The organism is Klebsiella sp. KTE92 (genome assembly GCF_000398905.1).
In the GTDB taxonomy this organism is placed as follows: Bacteria; Pseudomonadota; Gammaproteobacteria; order Enterobacterales; family Enterobacteriaceae; genus Klebsiella; species Klebsiella variicola.
The window spans coordinates 256,581-264,045 of record NZ_KB976100.1 but is presented as its reverse complement, the minus strand read 5'-3'; the positions used below and the strand labels follow the sequence as shown (position 1 = coordinate 264,045).

Sequence of the window (7,465 nt, the reverse complement as noted above, 5' to 3'; positions counted from 1 at the left end):
GTGCAAACAGTAGCCCGGCTAAGCGCAGCGCAAGCCGGGGAGTTTCCCGGATAGCGCAAACCGGGAATAGCGCTTAATCCGGTAACGAACCGGCGAGATTACGCGCGGAGACGCTCTCGCTGACCGGCGCGGGCGGCTCCGGCGCCTTAGCTGGAGCCGCCGCTGGCGCGGATGCCGGGGCGGAAGAGGCCGGCTGGATCTCAAGGAACGAAGCCAGCATCTTACGCAGCGTTTCCGGTTTAGTATCTTCCGCCAGCAGCGCCGCCAGCATCGACGGCAGGCGACTATCAACTTCCCCTAACGCCAGCCCCGCCAGCAGCGCCGTACGCGACATATCGCCGCGGTCGCCACGGTGATGGGCCTCAATTTTTGCGTCCGCGAAGCGCTCGCTGGCGCTGATATCCGGGCGCAGGTAAATCAGCACTTTTCTGCGATCCAGAGTCATAGACGCTCCTTAGCCAATAATTTTCAGACCACGCACCAGGGCAAACTGCGGCTCTTCAGCCACCACGAAACGGTCCTCGCGCAGCCCCATACGTTCACGAATCGCATCGGCCACCAGCGGCGCGCCGCCGCCAATCACGATGGCGTGCGAATAGCCTTTAAAGCTATCAATCGCCGTCAGGACGCGGGTGGTCAGACGTTCAATGCTGTTATTGATCACCTTCTTCACCTCAGAAACCGCATCCGGATCGTTGATGTTGTCGGTCAGGTATTCTTCGTCGTGGCGGTTGATGATTATCTGGTCAACGTTATAGCTGGAAGTGTCGGTATTCGCCCGGGCCAGCGCCAGCTTAACGGCATCGGTCACCAGCGACACGCCCAGCTTCGGATCGCCGTAAATGCGCGAAACCGAGGTCATCTGCCCGGCGACCATTGAAATATCCAGCGTGGTGCCGCCGAGGTCGATAATCAGCACCGAATGCGACGGTTTCAGTTCATCGCACAGGCTGATCCCCGCCGGAATGGATTCCGGACGCACGGTAACTTTCGTGATATTGAACACCACGCCTTTGTTCAGTTTAACGTCGCGCAGCAGGCTCTTTTTCTTGCGCTCAATATTGTCGAGGCGATATTGCGCATCTTCGTCGTAAAATTCGGTCAGCGGCAGGGTGACCACAATCTCGACATCCTGCGGCTCAAGACCGCTGGTCAGCAGCGCGTGATGGACAGCGATGGAGTTCAACGGGCTATATTGCCAGTCAATGTTATTGGTGGGGAGCGCATCGGGAGTGATCAGGTCGAATGAGTACTTTTCATCATCCACGGTGTAGTTAAAAGGCTTCCCGGAACCGAAGGTGGCAGACCAGCCGCGTTTGAAACTGTTGGGGCTGATATGGGTGAAAGTTTCGCCATCTTGCTCCCACAGCATTTTGATATTGGTTGAACCATCATCGATAAAAATGCGCATCGCATTGCTCCATCACTGAGACAAATAAGAGAAAAATGTAAGACCCAAAAAGAGTAGCAAGAGTTAAAAAGCCGCGCAAGAGCACGAAAAAGAGACAATTCCGAGTTTTATTTGAGAACAAATGGAGAAACGAACAATTCAATGCGCCCTGAAAGAGAAATAACTGAGACAAAATAGAGAAATACAGTTTCTCTCTTTCTGTCTGTTTCAGACACTGTTCTTGTACAAAAAGAGAGCATCCCTCCCCTCTTTCCTCAGCGGTTTTCGCACGCTTTTTACACCTGGTTGGGTACCACAATCGGCCGTTCCGGCTCGACGACATTTTCCGGTACCCGGCGATATTTATCCAGCAGGTGAATCTGAATACGGCGCAACATATCGCCATTCAGTTTGTAATAACGGAAATAGAGAAACAGCGTCAGGGCGAAAAAGAGCGTCGGCAGCGCAATCATAATCGCCTGCATCCCCAGCAGCGTGTGAGATGACTGCACAACATTCGGCACGTAGCCGATGATACCGAGCACGATGGCAATAAACCAGGCCGCAAACGCCGAGCCCGCTTTCACCACCAGCGTCTGTACCGAGTAGGCGATGCTTTCGCAGCGGATATTCATCGTATATTCGCCGTAGTCGACGGTATCGGCCACCATAATAACCTGCAGCACCCAGAACAGCGCGGTGCCGATATTCAACAGCACCCCGGCCAGCGAAATCAGCGCGATGTTGTAAACGCCGCTCAGCGCCATCAGCAACAGCACGCCGCAGCCCAGCACGGGCATGATCGAAGCACCCGCCCACAGAATGCGCCGCGACAGCCCTTTCACCAGTCGTGGGAACAGGATCAGCGTCAGCAAATTCGCCGCCCCCGCGTAGGACATGTAATACGGGAACATCTCCGCGCTGCCAATCACGTAGGTAAAGTAGTAAATGGCAAAGCCAGCGATAATGTTCGCCGCCGTGTTATAGGCCAGCGCCATGCCTAACAGGCAGGCCAGCTGATCGTTTTTATAGATGAGCGCCACCATCTGGCGCAGTGAAAGATGGCTGGAATCCTCGCTCACGCCGCTATCCGAGGAGTAAACCTCATGCACGTTACGCAGGGTGACCAGGGTGGAAATCACAAAGAAGGCAATCAGCACCAGGGTAAACATCTGGAAACCGAAACCGCGGTCGGCGCCGCCCACGGCGCTGACAAACGGCAGCGTGACGCCGGCCGTCACAAACCCAGCAAGGCTGGCGAAAAAGCGCGGGTAAGGCACCAGTTGTTCACGTTCACGTTTATCGAGGGTAATGGTCGGCACCAGCGACCAAAACGGCACATCCATGATGGTGTAGGTGAAGCCCCACAGCAGGTAGGTTAGCCACACCCACGCCAGTAGGGCCCCGCCGCTGAAGTGATGGGCGCTGAACAGCATATACAGCACCACCGAATTGGTTATCGTGCCGATCAGGATCCACGGTTTAAACTTCCCCCATCGCGATCGCGTACAGTTGACGATCCATCCCATGATCGGATCGGCTATCGCATCGAGGATCCTTGCCACCAGGAACAAGGTGCCGACCACCCCAACCGACAGGCCAACAATATCGGTGTAGTAATACATCAGATACATGTAGACGATACCGATAGCGAAATCTTTACCAAAGGCACCAAATCCGTAGCTGAGCTTTGTTGTCATTGAAATACTCATAGGGTACAGGTCGCTGTCGCCAGCGCCTCCTTCAGCGTTTGATAGAGCGTGACAGGCACCGCCGGGTTCGTTGCCCCCGGCGGCATGAGAGGATTAACGGTGCAGCCAGGCCGGCAGCCAGTCGCCGTGGCTGGCGATCAGATCGTCCACCAGCGCGTAGATCTCTTCGATCCCCAGCACCGCGGCGGTGTGCGGATCCATCATCGTGGCGTAATAGACGTAATCCCGGTCTTCGTTGAGGATCGCCTGCGTCAGCAGCGTTTGTACGTTAATGTTGGTCTGCATCAGCGCCGCCAGATGCGCCGGCAGCGCGCCCACTTTCGTCGGCTGAATACCGTTGGCGTCCACCAGGCAAGCCACTTCCACGCAGCAACCCTGCGGCAGGTTGTCGATGAGATTATCGTTGCGCACATTGCCGTACACCACGCTTGGCTCGCCGGTCCAGATGGCGTTCATGATGGTGCTGGCATACTCGCGGGATGGTTTCACCTCGATGCGCTCGCCGCGCTGATAGCTCTCCAGCTCCTGATGCCAGTTGGCCAGTTGCTCGACGCAGCGTTTCGGGTATTCATCCAGCGGCACTTTATAGCGAGCAATAAGGTCATCGCGGCCCGGCTTGATAAACCATGGCGTATATTCCGCGAAATGCTCCGACGATTCGGTGACAAAGTAGCCCAGCTTTTTGAACATTTCGTAGCGGACGATGTTTTCGCAACGCGGGTTGCCGTGCAGGTTAGGCTTCGGCGCCCGGCCCTCGGCGTAGGCCTGCAGCAGGTCGGGATAGAGACTGCCGTAGCTGCCATCCGCGAGCTTTTTCTCCAGCGACAGATAGAACGCCATATGGTTGATTCCCGCGCAGCGGTAGCGTAAATCCGCCGGATCGAGATCGAGGTCGCGCGCCAGCTCTTCCGCCGTCCCCTGTACCGAATGGCAGAGGCCAACCTGCTTGATATGCGGGTAGCGGGCGTACATGGCCCAGGTATTCATCGCCATCGGGTTGACGTAGTTAAGCAGGGTGGCGTCCGGGCAGACCTCGGTCATATCGTCGCAGATAGCCCACAGGTGCGGGATGGTGCGCAGCGCGCGCATAATGCCTCCCGGCCCCAGCGTATCGGCAATGGTCTGCTCCAGGCCGTGGCGCTTGCAGACGGTAAAATCGGTGACCGTACAGGGCTCATAGCCGCCAATCTGGAAAGCGACGACGACAAAATCGGCGCCCTGCAGGGCGGTTTTACGATCGCGATGGCAGCTGATTTCGCCGTTCGCGCCCACCGAATCCATCAGTTTGCGCACCACGATATGCGACTCTTCCAGCCGGGTTTCATCGATATCCATCAGCGCGATATGCGCCGATTTCAGCGCCGGGCGCTGGAAAACATCACCGAGAATATTTTTGACGAACACCGTCGAACCGGCGCCGATAAAAGTAATTTTTGGGGCGGTCATCACGCACTCTCCATCAGGTCATTGAACACTTGCAGAGTGGCACGTCGCTCAGCGTTACGCTGCCCTGTTCCCGCCGGAGCATTCCTGGAAACTCAGATCGGCCATTAAGCGCCACAAAATCTGAGTTTTTGGCAATAGATCGACTTAAAAGGAGAGAAAACGGGCCGGTTATTCCGCTAAGCTGTAGTCAGTTCTGGCGAAAAATGCAGCCACTCTGACAATCCAGGAATAGGTTAATCATGGAACACCGCTTTACTTCCCTGCCCCCCGATCCCTTTATGTGCAGCAGCGACGAAAAGCAGAGCCGCAGCCCGCTGGCGCTCTACTCCGAGTATCAGCGTATGGATATCGAACTGCGCCCGCCGCACGCCATGCCCACCAGCCACTGGCACGGCCAGGTGGAGGTCAACGTGCCGTTCGATGGCGACGTGGAGTATTTGATTAATAACGAAGTGGTGCGCATTGAGAAAGGCTATATCACCCTCTTCTGGGCCTGTACGCCGCATCAGCTGACCCGCCCCGGCGATTGCCAGCAGATGGCGATATTCAACCTGCCGATGCATCTGTTTCTCTCATGGCCGCTGGACCGGGAGCTTATCAACCACGTCACCCATGGAATGGTAATTAAGTCCCTCGCCGCGCAGCAGTTAAGCGCCTTTGAAGTGCGCCGCTGGCAGCAGGAGCTGAACCACGACAATGAACAGATTCGCCAGCTGGCGATCGATGAAATCGCCCTGATGCTCAAGCGGCTGAGCCTCTCCGGCTGGCAGCCGATTCTGGTCAACAAAACCTCGCGCACCCACAAGAATAGCGTCTCGCGCCACGCGCAGTTTTATGTCAGCCAGATGCTGGAGTTTATCGCCGCCCACTATGACCAGGCGCTGACCGTCAATGCCGTTGCCGAGCACGTGAAGCTCAACCCGAACTACGCGATGGGGGTCTTTCAGCGGGTGATGCAGCAGACCATGAAGCAGTATATTACCGCCATGCGTATCAATCATGTGCGGGCGCTGCTGAGCGATACCGACAAGACCATCCTGGATATTGCCCTTACCGCCGGGTTCCGCTCCAGCAGCCGCTTCTACAGCACCTTTACCCGCTACGTGGGCATGCCGCCGCAGCAGTACCGTAAACTTAGCCAGCAGCGACGTCACGGGCTGGCCTTGCCGGAGGCATAAAAAATGCCGCCGGGGTCTCCCCAGGCGGCATGATTGACAGTGAAAACGGTTAGTCGTTGATACGCGGATGCTGCTGCACCAGACGCGACCGTTTTGCCTGCAGATCGGCGATCTCCTGATCGATATCTTCGATTTTTTGTTCGATGTTATCGTAGTGCTCGCCAAGGATTTCTTTCGCTTCCTGGATATCCGACGCCGCCGGGGTCGCCCCTTTCAGCGGGCGGTTAGCCGTCTCTTTCATCGACAGACCCGTCGCCATCCCCACCACCGCGATGACCATCAGGTAGTACGCCGGCATCATCAGGTTCTGAGTGGTTTCCACCAGCCACGCCGCCAGGGTTGGCGTCAGACCAGCAACCAGCACCGAGATGTTAAAGGCGCTGGCCAGGGCGCTGAAGCGGATGTGCGTCGGGAACATCGCCGGCAACGAGGAGGCCATCACCCCGATAAAGCAGTTCAGCACGACCGCCAGCAGCAGCAGACCAGCGAAAATCAGGCCAATCACGTTGCTGTTAATCATAATGAAGGCCGGGATCGCCAGGGCAAACAGCGCCACGCTACCAATCAGGATGAACGGACGACGGCCAAAGCGGTCGCTGAGCATACCGATAACCGGCTGCACAAACAGCATCCCGACCATGATGGCGATGATGATCAGCACCCCATGATCTTCCGAGTAGTGCAGGTTATGCGACAGGTAGCTCGGCATATAGGTCAGCAGCATGTAATAGGTCACGTTGGTGGAAATCACCAGACCAATACAGGTCAGCAGGCTACGCCAGTGCTTGGTGGCAATCTCTTTAAAAGAGACCTTCGGCCCGTCCTGCAGTCCTTCACGGTCGCCCTGCTCCATGGTGTCCACATGCTGCTGGAACGCCGGGGTCTCTTCCAGCGCATGGCGCAGATAGAGACCGATGATGCCTAACGGCAGCGCCAGGAAGAACGGGATACGCCAACCCCAGTCGAGAAAGTTCTGTTCCCCCACCACGCTGGAGATGAGAACCACCACGCCGGCCCCCATCACAAACCCGGCGATGGAGCCAAAGTCCAGCCAACTGCCCATAAAGCCGCGTTTACGGTCAGGAGAATATTCCGCGACGAAGATCGATGCCCCGGTATATTCACCGCCGACCGAGAAGCCTTGCGCCATTTTACACAGCAGCAGCAGGATCGGCGCCCAGATGCCTATCGTGGCATACGACGGAATCAGGCCGATACAGAAAGTACTTATCGACATGATCACGATGGTTATTGCGAGGATTTTCTGCCGACCATATTTATCGCCCAGCATCCCGAAAAACAGGCCGCCTAACGGACGAATTAAAAATGGAACGGAGAAGGTACCCAGTGCGGCAATCATCTGCACGCTTGGGTTGGCATCGGGGAAGAAGACTTTACCTAAGGCGTAGGCCACAAAGCCATAGACGCCGAAATCGAACCACTCCATCGCGTTACCCAGGGAGGCCGCGGTGATCGCCTTTTTCAGTTTACCATCATCGATGATGGTCACATCCTTAAGGGTGATGGGCTTTATTTTTTTCCTTTTAAGCATATTTTTCCTCTGCTACTCCGCCTTGAGTACACGCATCATCGCCGAATGACAAGGCCATCCGTATCGTGCGTCAGGAGCGGTGAATTGCTGTGCTCCTCATTTCAAGCGTAGCAGGTTTGCCTGCACTGTCTGCTGACAGAATGTACAACCGAACCTGTTGACGCCTGCTCTGGCTACTGGTGAATAA

6 protein-coding genes and 1 pseudogene are annotated in these 7,465 nt (G+C 56.3%); 1 reads left to right on the top strand and 6 read right to left on the bottom strand.

Annotation, left to right across the window (positions count from 1 at the left end; translation table 11 throughout):
• Positions 1-73: 73 nt before the first annotated feature.
• The 5 genes and pseudogenes from A1WC_RS23625 to A1WC_RS23640 form a co-directional block, all read right to left on the bottom strand.
• On the bottom strand, positions 74-445 hold the full coding sequence (locus A1WC_RS23625) for a plasmid partitioning/stability family protein (RefSeq protein ID WP_016160127.1): 372 nt from the start codon (positions 443-445) through the stop codon (positions 74-76).
• A 9-nt stretch (positions 446-454) separates the two neighbouring features.
• Entirely contained in the window at positions 455-1,411 is a 957-nt protein-coding gene (gene parM / locus A1WC_RS23630; protein ID WP_004146678.1) for a plasmid segregation protein ParM domain-containing protein, read from the bottom strand.
• A 138-nt stretch (positions 1,412-1,549) separates the two neighbouring features.
• Positions 1,550-1,681: pseudogene (locus tag A1WC_RS28480) on the bottom strand (hypothetical protein).
• Between the two features lie 5 nt (positions 1,682-1,686).
• Positions 1,687-3,102: a melibiose:sodium transporter MelB gene (melB, locus tag A1WC_RS23635; RefSeq protein WP_008807237.1), complete on the bottom strand. Its 1,416-nt coding sequence runs from the start codon at positions 3,100-3,102 to the stop codon at positions 1,687-1,689.
• Positions 3,103-3,195: 93 nt separating this feature from the next.
• Complete coding sequence (locus A1WC_RS23640) at positions 3,196-4,548, bottom strand: alpha-glucosidase/alpha-galactosidase (protein WP_016160125.1); 1,353 nt, start codon at positions 4,546-4,548, stop codon at positions 3,196-3,198.
• A gap of 239 nt (positions 4,549-4,787) precedes the next feature.
• On the opposite strand from A1WC_RS23640, the gene melR reads away from it, so the two are divergent.
• The gene (gene melR, locus A1WC_RS23645; protein ID WP_008807239.1) at positions 4,788-5,726 is read left to right on the top strand and encodes a transcriptional regulator MelR; all 939 of its coding nucleotides are present in this window, start codon (positions 4,788-4,790) and stop codon (positions 5,724-5,726) included.
• A 49-nt stretch (positions 5,727-5,775) separates the two neighbouring features.
• On the opposite strand, the gene proP is transcribed toward melR, so the two are convergent.
• Positions 5,776-7,278 (bottom strand): glycine betaine/L-proline transporter ProP, encoded by a 1,503-nt coding sequence (gene proP, locus A1WC_RS23650; RefSeq protein WP_008807240.1) that lies wholly within the window; start codon positions 7,276-7,278, stop codon positions 5,776-5,778.
• Between the last annotated feature and the right edge of the window lie 187 nt (positions 7,279-7,465).